We start from the raw sequence: 14,778 nt of genomic DNA, 5'->3' as shown, positions 1-14,778 counted from the left end.
GTATTGTTTCAATTCCTGATAATTTAAGAATTCCATTTACATTCTTAGTCAGCCTTTAAAACTTAGAAAAAATTTAGAGTATTTAGTTCCTCAAAATCTTTTCCATTGACTTTCCTTTCGCCAGTTCATCAATTAATTTATCAAGATACCGAATTTTTTGCATCAGTTTGTCTTCAATTTCTTCTACACGATAACCGCAAATTACTCCGGTTATTTTTGAAACATTGGGATTGAATCTCGGTGCTTCCGCGAAAAAAGTTTCAAAATCTGTTTTATTTTCAAGTATCAAATTCAAATCATTTTCTGAATAACCTGTAAGCCAGAAAATTATTTCGTCAACTTCAGATTTTGTTCGGTTTTTCTTTGTTGCTTTGGTCACATAATGCGGATAAACGCTGGCAAAAGAAGTTGTGAAAATTCGATGCTTTTCCATTATTTCAAGTTATTGGTTAAAACCTAATTATAATATTCTGAAATAGTTATGTAAACCTTATTGGCCTGTGACTTAATTTCAATACCGTTATAAATCAAATTATCTTCGGGATCATCATCTTCAAAATCAAGCAGATAAGACATGTCATTTGATTTTATCTTTTCAAATTGATTGTTATTTATTTTGGTACAATAGTTTTCAAATTGGAACTTACATACCACCTCGCTTATTTTCTGAAGTAATCGGGAATCAAAATCAGCCTCATTTTTATTCTCGAATTTAAATTCTAACGAACTGGTCAAATGATTGCAACCTCCTTTATAAAGCAGTAAAGTATCTTGATTTTGAATCACAATCGCTTTGTTATTTTTCTGGTCCCAAGAGAATTTTTTAATACCAACGTCCTTTAGCCATTCTTTTGTAAGTTCTTGAGGATTGTTGTCAAAAACACAATCATCATCGGCTTTAACTGTCGGGGCAATAGTTTTTATCGGAACAATTGAATCTATTTTAACTGCATTATTTTCCACAACTGCATCCTTTTCTTTCGAACAAGACACCAACGAAATAAGCAACATTAAAATGTAAATGCGGTTTTTCATAAAAAGCAGTTGATTAAATGACTTCAAATATTCGCTACGCTAATATAATTCATTTTCAAAAAAATAAATAGTTTAACTGTCTAATAATTTGCAGAAACAAAAAACCCAAAGCGAAATTACTTTGGGTTGTATAACTAAGATAAAATCGGTCTAAAAGAAAAAATAGCCTACAGAAACCTGCAGCGTATTGTTTCGATTTTTATCGTTTAATCCTTCGATATCATTAACATTTGATAACCCAAAATTATATCTTACGCCAAAATTAAGTCCGTTATCAAGTTTGTAGCCCAGTCCCAAGTTTACGCCAAAATCAAGCGTTTTGTATAAATCTTTGACATCGGTTCCTTCAGCATCTGCCGAAAGCAAAAAACCAACTTGTGGCCCAGCTTCCACGCTAAAACCTTTGGTAACATAGTATTTCCCTATCAAGGGCACATTCAAATAAATCATCGCCACAACATCATCACCAATGCTAAATCCCTGACGAGAATATAGTAATTCAGGTTGGAAAGAGAATTTTGTTGCCACGGGAATTTCGGCCATAACGCCAAAATGATACGAGGTCACCGCGTCAAATTCACCAGAATTGTCGCCACTGACATTTGCAATGTTGAAACCTGCTTTTGCACCAAAATTAAACTCCTGCGCGCTAACTTTTGCGAATCCAAAACCTGCAACAAAAATTGCTAATACTACTTTTTTCATGTTTGAACTGTTTTAAAATTTGAAGCAAATAACAGTGTTTTCTTACACGCTTGTTTTAGTTTTAAATAATATTTAACTAAAGCGTAGGATTTTAACTAAATATTTTGTATTTTGATATTTTCTGAATTTATTTTAAAATTCGCTGTCGGTATTTTTCCCAATCGAATGGATCGGATAGATAGCCTTTTAAATCGGCTCATTTAAAAATTTAAAAGCGTCTGAATCATCATTCTTTTGGCTACCCATATTTTTATTTGAAGTGCTTATTTCAAAGTAGCTATTACACTGTCCAAATTATTTAGCTTCATTGTAAACCCTTCTTTAAAGCCCATTTCAAGCATTTTTTCAAAGCGTTCAGGCGAGTCATTTTTTATGGTAATAATCACTTTTGCAATTCCGTTTTCTTCGCTAAAATTGAAATCCCAGTTTGAGCCAGGCACATCTAAATTTTCATCCTTATCGGCAAATGCATTTAACATATTAAAGCCCTTTTGAGAAGTTATGGCGCTGTATTTCTGAACAGCCCAACGTTCGTGCCCTTCAGGACTTACCATTGCATAAAACCGCTGTCCGCCTTCTTCAAAATTCATGTATTTTGTTTTTGAAGCCCAAGGTTTTGGCGCCCACCACTGATCAAGAATTTCGTGTTTAGTAAATGCATCCCAAACTTGAGAAAGCGTTGCATTAAATGAATCTATACTCAAGAAGAAGGCTTAGCTTCTGATACTAAAAAGTCTTCAGCAGAGTATCAGGAATTTACCAGCTACACACTTCATGACATTTATTCAAATCAGGTAAAATCAGGCAGTTTTAATGGAAGTAGCGCGGAAATTGACATCAGCACATTGAAAAAAGGAATTTATATATTAAATTTACAGACAGGGAGCGAAAATATAACCAAGAAAATTGCAGTGCAATAATAACAGCCTATTATGAAAAAACTATTCTTTATTAGCATTCTTATTACCGCGATAATGGGATGCACGGACGATTCTAGTGAGAAAATTGAATATATAAAAGGCGACGGCACGCTTTTCGGCACTTGGAGGCAGACAGAGACCTTTTACCACAACGGGGCTAATGGAGGATGGAATGAACTGAATAACGGCTATAGCTATACGTTCAACAGGGACAGCACCTTTACCTCTAACCGATTTTCGGAATGCGCATACGGCACGTTTTCCCTATCAGAAACTGAATTGACGCTCACTTTCGGCTGCGGCAATTTGGATTCCTATATCGAGACGGTACTCTATCGAGATGACCACATTATCTTAAGGCCAACTTATAGCAGCTGTGATGAAGGGTGCGGCGAGAAATTCAGAAAAATTTCAGATAATACCGATATGACTAATTAATAATTTGATCTTTGTGTTAAAAATAAATATCTAAAAGATAAAAAAGCTTCTGGTTAGGAGCTTTTTTTTAAAGGTCATACCCATTGATATCTTAATAGTACAAAAGGCTAATTGGATCCCTTTGGTGAATAGCAAGTCTACTGCATAGTATAGCTACAAAAAACCTATAGGAATTATTCATTAACTGTATAGTTATTTTAGGACGAGCCACAAACCCAGATCCCTGTACTTTACGCTCACTTTCAAGTACAGATACTGTATGAAAATAGTATGAAAATGGTTATGTAAAATAGAAAATGAAGCAAGTTTCCGTTGGTGATTTTAGGTTTGATTTCTGCATTACAGTTTTGGAACAAAAAAACCTCCGGCACTGAATTCATTGCAGTGCAGAGGTTCTTAAAGTTTAATTTAAAAAAAATTCCAGCTGTTTTCCCAACTTAAACTACTGCGACTTACGGGTAGCGCAGACGGATTTGAACCGTCATCTTCTGGAACCAATTTATTTTTTAATCCTCTCTGCTTCCGTCGTCTGCCATTCTCACCATTTTAGGTGTAAATTTAGCCACAACATCCACCAAATCTTCCTGTGAAGCCATCACCATATTGATGTCTTTATAGGCCATCGGTGCTTCATCCAAGCCAGCGCCGATCAGCGTTACGCCGTGGTCTTTCAATATCGACTGCATTTCGTTTTTGGTAATCGTTTTGATGGCCTGCGTTCGGCTCATCTGTCTTCCCGCGCCGTGAGAAGCCGAGTTGATGGCGTTCTCCTCGCCTTTTCCTCTGACCAAAAATCCGGGCGCGGTCATACTTCCGGGAATGATTCCCATCACGCCTTTTCCCGCCGGGGTCGCTCCTTTTCGGTGCACAATTACCTCTTCGCCGTTCCAGATTTCCTTCCAGGCAAAGTTGTGGTGGTTTTCCACTTTGGCCAAAACCGTGGCTCCCAGTGCTTTCTCCATCTTGTTGTGGATGATTTCGTGGCAGGCAGACGCATAATCTCCGGCCAGGTTCATCGCAATCCAATATTCTTGGCCCAAGGAAGAACTCATATCTAAATAAGCCAGGTTCTTCGCCACATCAGGCAGTTTGCAGACGTCTTTCGCCAGTTTGGTATAATGTCCGGCAACGGTCGCTCCAAAACCTCTGGAACCCGAGTGCGTCAGCAAAGCGACATATTTCCCTTTCGGAATGTTTAAAACCGCATCGTCTTTGGCAAATTCCAAAATTCCGAATTCCACAAAATGATTGCCACCACCGGAAGATCCCAATTGCGACCACGCTTTGTCTTTTAAATTCTTGACAAAAGAGTTGGTTTCAAAATCAGGATTTTCCAAAACCGAATGGTCTGATTTGTACTGTCCGTGGAAACCGTGTCCGGCACCAAACTTCGTATGCGCGACCAACTCTCGTTTGAACTTGGCTTCGTTTTCAAAATAAAAATCCTCTGGAATATCATATACCGAAAGCGCCATTCGGCAACCAATATCCACGCCCACGCCATAAGGAATAATTGCATTTTTTGTGGCCAATACACCGCCAATCGGCAGTCCATAACCTTGGTGCGCGTCAGGCATCAGCGCGCCCGCCACCGTTACCGGAAGTTGCATTGCGACTTTCATCTGGTTGATCGCGCCTTGTTCAATATGATCCAAACCATAAGCCGAAAAAGCATCCGGATTTTGGTTCAATTGTATAAAATCTTCCGGTTTCTCATTGGCTTTTTCAATCAAGGCGATAGCCAGTTTTCCAAAGATTTTATCGTCAATATAATTTTCAGGATTTTCTAAAATCGCTTTGTAATGGTCTATCATTTGTTCTCTCGTAAAACCATTTCTGCCTCGGTTAATTTTTAAGGCAATACCCAAAATAGTTCCTTCGGCAAATCCTATTGCTAATAAATCGTTTCCGTTGATTGGTGTTTTCATAATTTCTATTTTTTGATAGTACAAAGATGATTGGGCAAGTGCGCAATTATTTTGCGTAGTAGAAAAGAATTTCTATTTTTGATAAAAATACGCTCTTAAATTTACGCCAAAAAGCCTTAAATCCAGAACCCAAAACCTTTTACCTAAAAAAAGATGTCCCAAAATAAAAACGCACTCATAAGGTACAAAACGATCGACAAATGCCTTCAAAATCAGTACAGACAATGGACTTTGGAAGATTTAATGGAGGCTTGCTCTGAAGCATTGTTTGAATACGAAGGAAAGGAAAATTCGGTCAGCAAAAGAACCACGCAATTAGATATTCAATTGATGCGAAGTGAGAAATTGGGATACAATGCGCCGATTGTGGTGTACGACAAGAAGTTTTATAAATATGAGGACGAAGACTATTCCATCACGGATATTCCGTTGACGGAAACCGATATTAATGTGTTGACGGAAACCGTTTCGATGTTGAAACAATTTAAGGATTTTTCACTTTTCAGCGATGTTTCGGATATTTTGCAACGTTTGGAAGACAAGATTTATGCCGAGAAATCCCATTCGCGTCCGGTAATTTATTTGGATAAAAATGAAAACTTAAAAGGACTGCATTTTTTGGACGTCTTGTATCAGGCGATAGTCAAAAAAATGGTGGTAAAACTGACGTACAAATCGTTTAAATCTCGGGAGGCGCAGGTGCTTAATTTCCATCCGTTTATCTTGAAGGAATTTAACAACCGCTGGTTTTTGGTCGGAAAAAAGAAAGCTTCCCTGCCGATTATCAATTTGGCTTTGGATAGAATTATTTCGATTGATTTTGATTTCACCCTAAACCATATCGAAGAAGATTTTGATGCCGAATCGTATTACAAAGACGTCATTGGAGTAACGGTAAACGAAGGCCTTCGCACGCAAAAAATCACCATTTGGATCGATCGAAGCAATGCGCCGTATGTGATCACAAAGCCTTTTCACCATTCGCAAAAAATAGAAAATGAAAATGAAAACGGCGGAATTGTCATCAGCGTAGAACTCAAAATAAACAATGAATTTGAAAGAATATTGCTTGGTTTTGGCGAATGCCTAAAAGTGATTGCTCCGGAAAGTTTACGAAAAAAAATGAAAGACAAATTTGCAAAGGCGTTGCTAAATTATGAAAAAAGCGTATAGAATTTCCATACGCTTTTTTCGTAAATGCCAATATTAATAGGGACTTTTTTCAAGTTTAACGCCCGCCGGCAATGAAAAGAAAGAAGCTTCTAATTTCTTTGGAGTCACTTTTGTCGCAACCGAATGGATTTCTAACGGACCGCTGTTGACAATTGATTTTAAAGGCAAGGCTTTTGATCTGGAAACAAAATCATACCAGTTTCCAAATTTATGATTGACAAACAACGCCGGATCAACTGCCAGTTTTGAATTGAAGTAATACTTTTGGACTCCAGATTTGCATTCTAAAACCAATTCGTCGCAATTATAACCCAAAATCTCGATAACACCTTTATTGACCTTCGCACTTATCACCTCATCACCTTGCACAGAAGCGTCATTCCAAAAAACGCTCTCAGAATTTGACATCTTGGTGTACAATTTATTAGCAGATTTTACATAAAGTTGCCATTGCAACATCTGACCGTTTATGGCAGATTTATAATTGCCGTCTTTAATCGTGTACGTCTGTTTATTGCCCATCATTGAGGCAAGCTGTTCTGGTTTTAACTGCGGATTTTCGCTTTTGTAAGTTACGTCATAGCTAATTTCACCTTCAAAATTTTGGGCGAATGCCGAAAAAGAAAGCAACAAAAAGAAGAATACAATTTTTTTCATAAAGGATTTTTTTGGTTGGTTATAAATTTGTTCATACGTAGAACTTCGTAAAGATATTTAAATTCAAATTACAACTCCAGAAAGTTGCAGAAACAAATTTGCAATTCATTTAGATTTACGACATCGGCAAAATCAGGAAAATTATTTGTTCTTTTTTTCTTAACTTACAGCTTGCTTTTTTTTCATTTATAAGTTCGGATTTTCTGTGTTTTTACAAGACATAAATGACAGTAACTCTTGATGAAAACGATTGAGTAAATGAAATAACATAAAAATAATTATAATTTATTATGCGTGCATAATATTTATTTTGTACATTTGGAATAACCTTATACTTATGAAAGACAAAACTATAGACTATATTTTAAGAGCGACCTGGCAAGCAGTTGCCCGAATGTATAACGAAGAAGCTGCAAAATATGGCGCAACGATGGCAACGGGTTTTGCATTGTTAAGCCTTGACAAGGATAAAGGTTCACCTTCGACGACTTTGGGCCCAAAAATGGGAATGGAAGCCACCAGCTTAACCAGAACCTTAAAATCTATGGAAGACAAAGGCTTGATTACCAGAAAGAAAAATCCGGTGGACGGACGAGGTGTCTTGATTCACCTGACAAAATTTGGGAAAGAGAAAAGAGAATTGTCAAAAAATACGGTTTTGAAGTTTAACGAAACCATCAGAGAACATATTTCTGAAGAAAAATTACAGCATTTTATTGAAGTGGCGGAAACCATCAACAACTTGATTGCTGACAAAAATATCTTTTCAGAAGACAAACAGATACAAACAACAAACAAATAAATAATGAAACGACTGATTAAAAAAGTTGCTGTCATTGGTTCGGGAATCATGGGATCGGGCATCGCCTGTCATTTTGCAAATATCGGTGTGGAAGTATTGCTTCTGGATATTGTGCCTCGTGAATTGACCGAAGCCGAACAGAAAAAAGGATTGACATTAGAAAGTAAAGTGGTAAGAAATCGAGTGGTGAACGAACATTTGGCGAATGCCTTAAAATCGAAGCCGGCTCCTATTTATCATCCAAAATTTGCAAACCGAATCACGACTGGAAACACAACGGATGATTTGGATAAAATTGCAAATGTAGATTGGATTATCGAAGTGGTTATCGAAAGGTTGGACATCAAAAAACAAGTCTTTGAACAAATCGAGAAATTCAGAAAACCGGGAACTTTAATTACATCCAACACTTCTGGAATCCCGATTCATTTTATGAGCGAAGGCCGAAGTGAAGATTTCCAAAAGCATTTCTGCGGCACGCACTTCTTTAATCCGGCACGTTATTTAAAATTATTCGAAATCATTCCGGGTCCGAAAACTTCGACCGAAGTATTGGATTTCTTGAATGAATACGGAGAAAAATTCTTAGGAAAAACTTCGGTCGTGGCCAAAGATACTCCGGCATTCATCGGAAACCGTATTGGTATTTTCGGAATCATGAGTATGTTCCATCAAGTGAAGGAATTGGGCTTGACGATTGAGGAAGTCGATAAATTAACGGGCCCAGTTATCGGCCGTCCAAAATCGGCTACTTTCAGAACCGTTGACGTTGTCGGATTGGATACTTTGGTACACGTTGCCAACGGAATCTACGAAAACTGTCCCGAAGACGAAGCGCACGAATTATTCAAGCTACCCGAATTCATCAGCAAGATGATGGAAAACAAATGGCTGGGAAGCAAAACCGGACAAGGTTTTTACAAGAAAGTGGATAAAGATATCTTGTCTTTAGACTTAGATACTTTAGAATACAGAGCTGCTAAAAAAGCGTCGTTTGCTACTTTGGAATTAACTAAAACTATTGATAAGCCAATTGACCGTTTCAAGGTTTTGGTCAAAGGAACAGACAAAGCGGGAGAATTTTATAGAAAAAACTTCACAGGAATGTTCGCTTATGTGGCCAACAGAGTTCCTGAAATCACAGAAGATTTATACAAGATTGACGACGCGATGAAAGCCGGTTTTGGATGGGAAAATGGTCCGTTTGAAATTTGGGATGCCATCGGTGTTGAAAAAGGAATCGAACTGATGAAAGCCGAAAACCTGGAACCTGCAACTTGGGTAACCGAAATGCTGGCTTCTGGAAACAAATCTTTTTATACAATTAAAGACGGAGCAACTTATTATTATGATATCGCCTCAAAATCTCAGAAGAAAATTCCGGGACAAGATTCGTTTATCATCTTAAATAATATCCGCGAAAGCAAAAAAGTTTGGAGCAACTCAGGTGCTGTAATCACTGATTTAGGTGATGGCATCTTAAATCTTGAATTCCAATCTAAAATGAATACCATCGGAGGCGATGTCTTGCAAGGAATCAACAAGGCAATCGACTTGGCCGAAAAAGAATATGCAGGTTTGGTTATTGGAAATCAAGCGGCGAATTTCTCTGTGGGTGCCAACATCGGAATGATTTTTATGATGGCAGTTGAACAGGAATATGACGAACTGAATATGGCGATTAAATTATTCCAAGACACTATGATGCGCGTTCGTTATTCAGGAATCCCAGTAGTAGTTGCTCCACACGGAATGACTCTGGGTGGCGGTTGCGAAATGAGCATGCACGCTGATAAGGTTGTCGCTGCTGCGGAAACGTATATCGGTTTGGTAGAATTTGGTGTCGGAGTAATTCCTGGCGGAGGCGGTTCTAAAGAAATGGCTTTGAGAGCTTCGGATCTATTCCGTAAAAATGACGTGGAATTAAACGTTTTGCAGGAATATTTCTTAACTGTAGCTATGGCAAAAGTTTCAACTTCTGCTCACGAAGCTTTTGATTTAGGAATCTTACAACACGGAAAAGACATCGTCGTAGTCAACAAAGACAGACAGATTGCGGAAGCTAAAAAGCAAGCATTGATTTTGGCAGAAGCTGGATATACACAGCCTATCAGAAGAAAAGACGTAAAAGTTTTAGGAAAGCAAGCTTTAGGAATGTTCTTGGTTGGAACGGATCAAATGCAAGCCGGAAGCTATATTTCTGAACATGATAAAAAAATTGCAAATAAACTGGCGTATGTTATGGCCGGTGGCGATTTATCGGAAGCGACTTTGGTAACAGAACAATATTTATTGGATTTGGAAAGAGAAGCATTTTTGAGTTTATGTACGGAAAGAAAAACTTTGGAAAGAATTCAATTTATGTTGACAAAAGGGAAGCCTTTACGTAATTAAAAAAATAGGCTTTTGGTTGAAAGGAACACAGATTTTTAAAATTGGAAAAATTATTAAAATTTCTCAGATTTCTCTAATCTGTGTTCCAAAAAAAATTTCAAAATAAAAAAATATGAAAACAGCATATATAGTAAAAGCATACAGAACGGCCGTTGGAAAAGCTCCAAAAGGAGTATTCAGATTCAAACGTCCCGACGAATTAGCCGCAGAAACCATTCAATACATGATGAACGAGCTGCCTGATTTCGACAAGAAAAGAATTGACGACGTAATGGTCGGAAACGCAATGCCAGAAGCCGAACAAGGCTTGAACGTGGCACGATTGATTTCCTTGATGGGATTGAAAGTCGATGATGTTCCAGGGGTTACGGTAAATAGATATTGTGCTTCTGGATTGGAAACCATCGCCATGGCAACCGCTAAAATCCAATCAGGAATGGCGGATTGCATCATTGCCGGCGGTGCCGAAAGCATGAGTTTTATCCCGATGGGAGGCTACAAACCAACTCCAGATTATGCCGTGGCAAAAGAAGGCCACGAGGATTATTACTGGGGAATGGGATTGACAGCAGAAGCTGTTGCAAAACAATTCAATGTTTCCCGTGAAGACCAAGACCAATTTGCTTTCAATTCGCATCAAAAGGCTTTGAAAGCACAAGCAGAAGGCAAATTCGATAAACAGATTGTTCCAATCACTGTGGAGCAAATTTATGTTGATGAAAACGGAAAGAAAGCTACAAAATCTTACGTAGTAAATAAAGACGAAGGTCCGAGAGCAGATACTTCTTTGGAAGCTTTAGGAAAATTAAGACCCGTTTTTGCCGCTGACGGAAGCGTTACTGCGGGAAGTTCGTCTCAAATGAGCGACGGTGCTGCTTTTGTAATGGTGATGTCAGAAGATTTGGTCAAAGAATTAAAGTTGGAACCAATTGCAAGAATGGTAAGTTATGCTGCTGCAGGAGTTGAACCGAGAATCATGGGTATCGGACCAGTAAAAGCCATTCCGAAAGCGTTGAAACAAGCCGGAATGTCTTTGAACGATATTGAGTTATTCGAATTAAATGAAGCTTTTGCCTCTCAATCTTTGGCAGTTGTTAGAGAATTAGGAATCAATCCTGATATCGTGAATGTGAACGGTGGTGCGATCGCATTGGGTCACCCGCTTGGCTGTACAGGAGCAAAACTTTCTGTCCAATTATTTGACGAAATGAAACGCAGAGGAAACAAATATGGAATTGTGACAATGTGTGTGGGTACTGGACAAGGTGCTGCGGGAGTTTACGAAGTATTGTAAAAGAAGAAAGAGTCAAGAAACAAGAGAAAAGACTGATGAAGCACAACTTTAAAAATTTGAAAATCTGGACTATTTCAATGGAAATAGCATCAGATGTTCATAAGCTTTGTTTAAGCTTTCCAAAGAATGAAACATATGGTCTTGTAAGTCAAATGAATCGTTGCTCTGTTTCAATGCCCTCAAATATTGCAGAAGGTTCTAATAGAGGAAATGTGCATTTTAAACATTTTCTTAATATTAGTTTAGGTTCTTCTTTTGAATTGCAAACTCAATTGCTGATCGCTTTTCAAAATGATTATGTTACAGAAAATAAAACAACAGAAATAGAAAACAAAATAATTGAATTTCAAAAGATGGTTTCAGGATTTATTAGCAGATTAGATGCTAATCTTTCTTCTTGATTCTTTCATCTTTTATCTAAAACTAATAAAAATGGCAGATACAATTGAAAAAGACGTAACCCGTGGTGGTCAGTTTTTAGTTAAGGAAACAAAAAGCGAAGACATCTTTACTCCCGAGGATTTTTCGGAGGAGCAATTGATGATGAAACAAATGGTCAAGGAATTTGTTGACAAAGAAATCTGGCCAAACAAAAACCGCTTTGAAAACAAAGATTACGCTTTTACCGAAGAGTGTATGAAAAAAGCAGGCGAATTGGGACTTCTAGGAGTTGCAGTTCCAGAAGAATACGGAGGATTGGGAATGGGATTCGTTTCCACAATGCTAGTTTGCGACTATATTTCGGGTGCTACAGGTTCGTTCTCGACAGCATTTGGAGCTCATACGGGAATTGGAACAATGCCAATCACTTTATATGGAACAGAAGAACAAAAGCAAAAATACGTACCAAAATTAGCTTCTGGCGAATGGTTTGGAGCGTATTGTTTAACAGAACCTGGAGCTGGATCTGATGCCAATTCTGGAAAAACAAAAGCCGTTTTATCAGAAGATGGAACGCATTACAAAATCACAGGACAAAAAATGTGGATTTCAAATGCTGGTTTTTGCAGTGTTTTCATCGTTTTTGCAAGAATTGGAGATGATAAAAATATTACCGGTTTCATCGTAGAAAATGACCCTTCAAACGGAATTTCGATGAACGAAGAAGAGCATAAATTGGGAATTCGTGCCTCCTCTACTCGTCAGGTTTTCTTCAGCGACACAAAAGTTCCTGTTGAAAATATGCTTTCTGAAAGAGGAAACGGTTTCAAGATCGCAATGAACGCACTAAATGTGGGTCGTATCAAATTGGGCGCTGCATGTTTGGATGCACAACGAAGAGTGACAACTGGAGCGGTAAAATACGCAAACGAAAGAATCCAATTCAATACTGCGATTTCAAATTTTGGTGCCATACGTTCTAAAATTGCTGAAATGGCAACGTCTTGCTATGCAGGAGAAAGTGCTTCTTATCGTGCTGCCAAATCTGTTGAAGACAGAATTGAGGCTCGAGTTGCCGAAGGTGTTTCGCACCAAGAAGCAGAATTAAAAGGTGTTGAAGAATTTGCAATCGAATGTTCTATTCTAAAAGTAGCGATTTCTGAAGACGTACAAAACTGTGCTGACGAGGGAATCCAGATTTTTGGAGGAATGGGATTTTCAGAAGATACTCCGATGGAAAGTGCCTGGAGAGATGCCAGAATTGCTAGAATTTACGAAGGAACCAACGAAATCAACAGAATGCTTTCGGTAGGAATGTTGGTAAAGAAAGCAATGAAAGGCCATGTTGATTTATTAGGTCCAGCGATGAAAGTACAGGAGGAATTGATGGGAATTCCAGATTTCAACACGCCTGATTATTCTGAATTATTTGCTGAGGAAAAAGAAATCATCGGAAAATTGAAGAAGGTATTCTTGATGGTGGCTGGTGCTGCGGTTCAAAAATACGGTCCAGATTTAGACAGTCACCAGCAATTATTGATGGCTGCTTCTGATATCTTGATTGAAATTTATATGGCCGAATCGGTAATTCTAAGAACAGAAAAATTAGCGAAATCAAAAGGTCAGGAAAATGTAAAAGAGCAAATCGCAATGGCGCAGTTGTATTTGTATAAAGCGGTTGATATCGTAAATTCTAAAGGAAAAGAAGGAATTGCTTCTTTCTCTGAAGGCGATGAACAACGAATGATGTTGATGGGTCTGAAACGTTTTACAAAATACACCAACCTTCCAAATATGGTAGCTTTGCGTGAAACGATTGCTTCAAAATTAATTGAAGAAAATGAATATTGCTTCTAATTAAAAAGTTTCTACAAATAAAAAACCGCTAATTTCTTAGCGGTTTTTTTGTTTTCAGTGCAATTTTTTTGAGTTTTCTTATAGTGGTTTTCTACCTGAAATTACTCTTAGCAACACAATAATAATTGCGATTACTAATAAAATGTGGATTAATCCTCCTGTTGCGATTCCCGTTCCAAGAACTCCAAAAAATCCTAGAGCCCAAATGATTACCAGAATCACTGCGATTGTATAAAGTAAATTTCCCATAATGAATGTTTTTTATTGGTTTTATAAATTGGTTTATTGTTTGCTTTTTATTTTCTCGATTTTGCAATTAAGTCGTTGATCATATCAAAATGCCCTTGCAATTCCACAACTTTTTTGTCAAGCCACGCTTTTACTTCAGGATTTTTTGCTTTTGAAGCTTCATTTTGAAATTTCTGGATTGCATCTCTGTGAGAAGTAATCGCTTTGTCAATATATTCCACGTCGAAATTTTGACCTTTTTCTTTATTTAAAGCTTCAACTTCTTTTTTTCCGTTTTCAGTTAAAGTTGTTGGAACCGCGATTCCTTTGTCTTTGGTGGCATCCGCCAATTCTTTTAACGAAGTGTCGTGACCATCAGCAATTTTTTTGGCCAAAGCTTTAATGTCTGGTGACACTGCTCTTTTTTGTGCCAAAACCGCCAATTCTTTTTGGGTCAAGTCGAATTCAGCGGCGTCGATATAAACTTGGGAATTATCTTCCACTTCGTTTAATTCTTCTTTTGCATCGTCAACAACTGCTTCGTTTTGTTCTTCTGCAACTTCTTTTGAATCTGCCGGGGTCGTTTCGTTTTTACAAGATGTCAAGCTGATTGATAATACTAATGCTGTTGCTAATAATGATTTTCTGAATGGTATCTTTTTCATAATTCAGTGTTTTTAATGGTTTAGAAATTATTAATTGTTTAGAATTATAAATTTACCAATTACCAATAAAAATTATTTTACAGAATTTGCCTAAAAGATTATAACATTAAGGAAATGCCTTATTAAATGGAGAATTACAGCGGTTTTCTACCTTGGATTACTCTTAAAAGCACAACAATTACTGCAATTACTAATAAGATATGAATTAATCCACTGGCGACGAATCCGCCTAAGAACCCGATGGCCCAGATAATAATTAAGATAACTGCGATTGTATAAAGTAAATTTCCCATGTTGTTTT

General features: G+C 37.5%; 17 protein-coding genes. 8 read left to right on the top strand and 9 right to left on the bottom strand.

The features are described from left to right. Positions 1–82 precede the first annotated feature (82 nt). From ACFPVY_RS00530 to ACFPVY_RS00515, 4 genes are all read right to left on the bottom strand, one after another. Positions 83–433, bottom strand: a complete 351-nt coding sequence (locus tag ACFPVY_RS00530) for a DUF2200 domain-containing protein (protein WP_379789721.1) — start codon at positions 431–433, stop codon at positions 83–85. 23 nt (positions 434–456) lie between these two features. Continuing rightward, positions 457–1,035 carry a hypothetical protein gene (locus tag ACFPVY_RS00525; RefSeq protein WP_379789720.1) on the bottom strand — a complete coding sequence of 193 codons (579 nt, stop codon included), beginning with the start codon at positions 1,033–1,035 and terminating at the stop codon, positions 457–459. A gap of 150 nt (positions 1,036–1,185) precedes the next feature. Continuing rightward, positions 1,186–1,740 carry a porin family protein gene (locus ACFPVY_RS00520; protein ID WP_379789719.1) on the bottom strand — a complete coding sequence of 185 codons (555 nt, stop codon included), beginning with the start codon at positions 1,738–1,740 and terminating at the stop codon, positions 1,186–1,188. Between the two features lie 263 nt (positions 1,741–2,003). Beyond that, complete coding sequence (locus tag ACFPVY_RS00515) at positions 2,004–2,444, bottom strand: SRPBCC family protein (protein WP_379789718.1); 441 nt, start codon at positions 2,442–2,444, stop codon at positions 2,004–2,006. On the opposite strand from ACFPVY_RS00515, the gene ACFPVY_RS00510 reads away from it, so the two are divergent. Both ACFPVY_RS00510 and ACFPVY_RS00505 read left to right on the top strand, forming a co-directional pair. Then, positions 2,433–2,660, top strand: a complete 228-nt coding sequence (locus ACFPVY_RS00510) for a T9SS type A sorting domain-containing protein (RefSeq protein WP_379790252.1) — start codon at positions 2,433–2,435, stop codon at positions 2,658–2,660. The genes ACFPVY_RS00515 and ACFPVY_RS00510 overlap by 12 nt on opposite strands. 12 nt (positions 2,661–2,672) lie before the next feature. Then, a complete protein-coding gene (locus tag ACFPVY_RS00505) occupies positions 2,673–3,098 on the top strand; it encodes a lipocalin family protein (RefSeq protein ID WP_379789717.1) in 426 nt (141 codons plus the stop codon). A 506-nt stretch (positions 3,099–3,604) separates the two neighbouring features. Here ACFPVY_RS00505 and ACFPVY_RS00500 read toward each other — a convergent pair. Further along, positions 3,605–5,026, bottom strand: coding sequence for an RtcB family protein (locus tag ACFPVY_RS00500; protein ID WP_379789716.1), 1,422 nt, complete (start codon positions 5,024–5,026; stop codon positions 3,605–3,607). 153 nt (positions 5,027–5,179) lie between these two features. Here ACFPVY_RS00500 and ACFPVY_RS00495 point away from each other — a divergent pair, with 153 nt between their 5' ends. After that, positions 5,180–6,199 (top strand): helix-turn-helix transcriptional regulator, encoded by a 1,020-nt coding sequence (locus ACFPVY_RS00495; protein ID WP_379789715.1) that lies wholly within the window; start codon positions 5,180–5,182, stop codon positions 6,197–6,199. 33 nt (positions 6,200–6,232) lie between these two features. On the opposite strand, the gene ACFPVY_RS00490 is transcribed toward ACFPVY_RS00495, so the two are convergent. Then, entirely contained in the window at positions 6,233–6,856 is a 624-nt protein-coding gene (locus ACFPVY_RS00490) for a hypothetical protein (RefSeq protein ID WP_379789714.1), read from the bottom strand. A gap of 337 nt (positions 6,857–7,193) precedes the next feature. Between ACFPVY_RS00490 and ACFPVY_RS00485 the strand changes: the two genes are divergently transcribed. The 5 genes from ACFPVY_RS00485 (at position 7,194) to ACFPVY_RS00465 (ending at position 13,584) form a co-directional block, all read left to right on the top strand. After that, positions 7,194–7,658 (top strand): MarR family winged helix-turn-helix transcriptional regulator, encoded by a 465-nt coding sequence (locus ACFPVY_RS00485; protein WP_379789713.1) that lies wholly within the window; start codon positions 7,194–7,196, stop codon positions 7,656–7,658. 3 nt (positions 7,659–7,661) lie between these two features. After that, complete coding sequence (locus ACFPVY_RS00480; RefSeq protein WP_379789712.1) at positions 7,662–10,052, top strand: 3-hydroxyacyl-CoA dehydrogenase/enoyl-CoA hydratase family protein; 2,391 nt, start codon at positions 7,662–7,664, stop codon at positions 10,050–10,052. Between the two features lie 112 nt (positions 10,053–10,164). Continuing rightward, entirely contained in the window at positions 10,165–11,346 is a 1,182-nt protein-coding gene (locus tag ACFPVY_RS00475; protein WP_379789711.1) for an acetyl-CoA C-acyltransferase, read from the top strand. A gap of 35 nt (positions 11,347–11,381) precedes the next feature. Then, positions 11,382–11,747, top strand: coding sequence for a four helix bundle protein (locus ACFPVY_RS00470; RefSeq protein ID WP_379789710.1), 366 nt, complete (start codon positions 11,382–11,384; stop codon positions 11,745–11,747). A gap of 31 nt (positions 11,748–11,778) precedes the next feature. Then, a complete protein-coding gene (locus tag ACFPVY_RS00465) occupies positions 11,779–13,584 on the top strand; it encodes an acyl-CoA dehydrogenase family protein (protein WP_379789709.1) in 1,806 nt (601 codons plus the stop codon). 78 nt (positions 13,585–13,662) lie between these two features. Here the strand turns inward: ACFPVY_RS00465 and ACFPVY_RS00460 are convergent, their stop codons facing one another. The 3 genes from ACFPVY_RS00460 to ACFPVY_RS00450 all read right to left on the bottom strand — a co-directional run bounded on the left by ACFPVY_RS00460 (position 13,663) and on the right by ACFPVY_RS00450 (position 14,770). Further along, positions 13,663–13,833, bottom strand: a complete 171-nt coding sequence (locus ACFPVY_RS00460; RefSeq protein WP_296146953.1) for a lmo0937 family membrane protein — start codon at positions 13,831–13,833, stop codon at positions 13,663–13,665. 47 nt (positions 13,834–13,880) lie between these two features. After that, on the bottom strand, positions 13,881–14,477 hold the full coding sequence (locus ACFPVY_RS00455) for a DUF4142 domain-containing protein (RefSeq protein WP_379789708.1): 597 nt from the start codon (positions 14,475–14,477) through the stop codon (positions 13,881–13,883). Between the two features lie 134 nt (positions 14,478–14,611). After that, positions 14,612–14,770, bottom strand: coding sequence for a lmo0937 family membrane protein (locus ACFPVY_RS00450; protein WP_379789707.1), 159 nt, complete (start codon positions 14,768–14,770; stop codon positions 14,612–14,614). Positions 14,771–14,778 lie beyond the last annotated feature (8 nt).

The sequence above is a fragment of the Flavobacterium qiangtangense genome, from assembly GCF_042658345.1.
Classification (GTDB): domain Bacteria; phylum Bacteroidota; class Bacteroidia; order Flavobacteriales; family Flavobacteriaceae; genus Flavobacterium; species Flavobacterium qiangtangense.
This window is presented reverse-complemented; position numbering and strand designations above follow the sequence as displayed.

Excerpts from the sequence above, each read along its gene's own strand:
- ACFPVY_RS00465 (WP_379789709.1), top strand. The coding sequence starts at position 11,779 with ATGGCAGATACAATTGAAAAAGACGTAACCCGTGGTGGTCAGTTTTTA.
- ACFPVY_RS00475 (WP_379789711.1), top strand. The coding sequence starts at position 10,165 with ATGAAAACAGCATATATAGTAAAAGCATACAGAACGGCCGTTGGAAAA.
- ACFPVY_RS00485 (WP_379789713.1), top strand. The coding sequence starts at position 7,194 with ATGAAAGACAAAACTATAGACTATATTTTAAGAGCGACCTGGCAAGCA.
- ACFPVY_RS00470 (WP_379789710.1), top strand. The coding sequence starts at position 11,382 with ATGAAGCACAACTTTAAAAATTTGAAAATCTGGACTATTTCAATGGAA.
- ACFPVY_RS00505 (WP_379789717.1), top strand. The coding sequence starts at position 2,673 with ATGAAAAAACTATTCTTTATTAGCATTCTTATTACCGCGATAATGGGA.
- ACFPVY_RS00450 (WP_379789707.1), bottom strand. The coding sequence starts at position 14,770 with ATGGGAAATTTACTTTATACAATCGCAGTTATCTTAATTATTATCTGG.
- ACFPVY_RS00460 (WP_296146953.1), bottom strand. The coding sequence starts at position 13,833 with ATGGGAAATTTACTTTATACAATCGCAGTGATTCTGGTAATCATTTGG.
- ACFPVY_RS00455 (WP_379789708.1), bottom strand. The coding sequence starts at position 14,477 with ATGAAAAAGATACCATTCAGAAAATCATTATTAGCAACAGCATTAGTA.
- ACFPVY_RS00525 (WP_379789720.1), bottom strand. The coding sequence starts at position 1,035 with ATGAAAAACCGCATTTACATTTTAATGTTGCTTATTTCGTTGGTGTCT.
- ACFPVY_RS00480 (WP_379789712.1), top strand. The coding sequence starts at position 7,662 with ATGAAACGACTGATTAAAAAAGTTGCTGTCATTGGTTCGGGAATCATG.
- ACFPVY_RS00490 (WP_379789714.1), bottom strand. The coding sequence starts at position 6,856 with ATGAAAAAAATTGTATTCTTCTTTTTGTTGCTTTCTTTTTCGGCATTC.
- ACFPVY_RS00530 (WP_379789721.1), bottom strand. The coding sequence starts at position 433 with ATGGAAAAGCATCGAATTTTCACAACTTCTTTTGCCAGCGTTTATCCG.
- ACFPVY_RS00520 (WP_379789719.1), bottom strand. The coding sequence starts at position 1,740 with ATGAAAAAAGTAGTATTAGCAATTTTTGTTGCAGGTTTTGGATTCGCA.
- ACFPVY_RS00495 (WP_379789715.1), top strand. The coding sequence starts at position 5,180 with ATGTCCCAAAATAAAAACGCACTCATAAGGTACAAAACGATCGACAAA.
- ACFPVY_RS00500 (WP_379789716.1), bottom strand. The coding sequence starts at position 5,026 with ATGAAAACACCAATCAACGGAAACGATTTATTAGCAATAGGATTTGCC.